This window comes from Corynebacterium sp. KPL2850, assembly GCF_040225855.1.
Taxonomy (GTDB): domain Bacteria; phylum Actinomycetota; class Actinomycetes; order Mycobacteriales; family Mycobacteriaceae; genus Corynebacterium.
Window position 1 is genome coordinate 1 of record NZ_JBEHFV010000065.1, and the last position, 1,923, is coordinate 1,923.

General features: G+C 54.9%; 1 protein-coding gene. It reads right to left on the minus strand.

The window, feature by feature from the left end; translation table 11 throughout:
* Positions 1-230: 230 nt before the first annotated feature.
* On the minus strand, positions 231-1,733 hold the full coding sequence (locus ABRP93_RS11545) for a peptide MFS transporter (protein ID WP_349852841.1): 1,503 nt from the start codon (positions 1,731-1,733) through the stop codon (positions 231-233).
* Between the last annotated feature and the right edge of the window lie 190 nt (positions 1,734-1,923).

Below are 1,923 nucleotides of genomic sequence, written 5' to 3' on the forward strand. Positions count from 1 at the left end.
TGGCATGGTGGAAAGGTACCTCACTTCCCCAGCGAGATGCTGGTTTCAAGGTGTCCACCATCTGGGGGTCAGGTCCGCGTTAGTCGCTTGTCGAAAATATACGGTTTACCAGCAATTTTTAGGAAACCTAATCTATTTTCTGCCTTTAATACCGTGGCAGAAAACACTAAGAGAGGTGCGCCGGCTTAACACCAACGCACCTCTCGAAATACAGGCTTTAGTTTCCCTTTTTAGCGGAAGGTAGCAAACTTCTTGACCACCCAGCGGCTCAGCACGAGCAGAACGATGCCCAGTGCGATGGAGACGACACCCAAGGAAATAAAGAAGGTGTTTTCTGCACCCGCATCCTCTGGGTTGTAGAAGCTAGCCAGCGAACCGGCAAGCGCGGTACCCATGGCCACGGCCATCATCCACACGGCCATCATGCGCGACGGGAACGCCTCTGGCGCCACCTTGGTGGCCAGGGAGTTACCCACTGGTGACAGCATCAGCTCACCCATGGTGAACAGGAAGAGGATCCAGATAATGACATACATTGGCGTGGAGTTTGCGCCCGAGCCAGAGAACGGCAGGAAGAAAAAGAGCGAAATACCGATGATGATATTGGCCACGCCGAACTTCACCGGCGTGGACCACTGACGGTCACCAAGCTTCGTCCACATAGCTGCGAAGATTGCAGAGAAGATAACGATGAAAATCGGGTTAATGGACTGCACCAATGACGGCGGGATCTCGATACCAAAGATGTGGCGGTCTAGGCGCACATCGGCGTAAATGGTCATCACGGTGAATTGCTGCTGGAAGATACCGAAGAACAGCACACCGGAGATGAACATCGGAATAAAGCCCAAGAGGCGGTTCTTTTCTTTCCGGCTCACCAAATCAGAGGTGTACATCTGAATCCAGAAGTAGACGGCGGCGATCAGGGCAACAGCAGTGACGATATTGGACAGCCACTCCACCTTGATGATTCCGGTACCCAGGCCGATGACCATGACGAGGATGGCGACGACAATCGCACCAAGGCCCATCAGGCGCTGCTTGGAGTCCGCCGGGTTCGGAATGTCATGGCCGGCATCCTTAATGGTGGTCTTACGCATGGCGGTGTACTGGATAAGGCCTAGCGCCATACCGACGGCAGCGATGCCGAAGCCCCAGTGGAAGCCCTTCCAGCCCCACATTGCGGTGGTAAGAAGCGGACCAAAGAGGGCACCAATATTAACGCCCATATAAAAGACGGAAAAGCCGCCGTCACGGCGAGGATCGTCGCGACTATACAGCGAGCCCAGCACCACCGAAGCGGTGGTCTTCACACCACCGGAACCAACGGCGATGAGGATCAGGCCGATAGCCAGGCCTGTTACGGCAGGGATGAAGGCCAAGACGAGGTGTCCAGCCATCACCATGACTGCAGAGTAGAACAGGGTGCGTTCCGCACCGAGGATGCGGTCAGCTACCAACGATGCCAGCAGGCACGCCATGTACACCAAACCGCCGTAGGCACCGACGATCGACGTCGCATCGCCGCGGTCGAGGCCCAAGCCGCCATCGGTAGTTGCGTAGTACATGTACAGCAGCACGATGGACTGCATGCCGTAGAAGCTGAATCGCTCCCACATTTCCACACCGAACAGGTTAGCCAGCCCCCACGGGTGGCCGAAAAATGTACGCTCCCCGCTCGAAGCAGCGGGTGCGGAGGTTCGATCCTCCGCCTCTGGTTCCTTATTTGTCATAACATAATACGACCACTCAGAGGCCTAATTCACAAATCGGCCATTATACGTGAAACATCGCACTATATTAATCTGCCTAACGACCTGCAGATATTTCTCTGAAAGATTCACCCCGTTTGGGGTAGATGTTCGCCCTCCGTTGCTTCCCTGACATACCCCTCATAGGAATATACTGCAGTCACTTATGCGC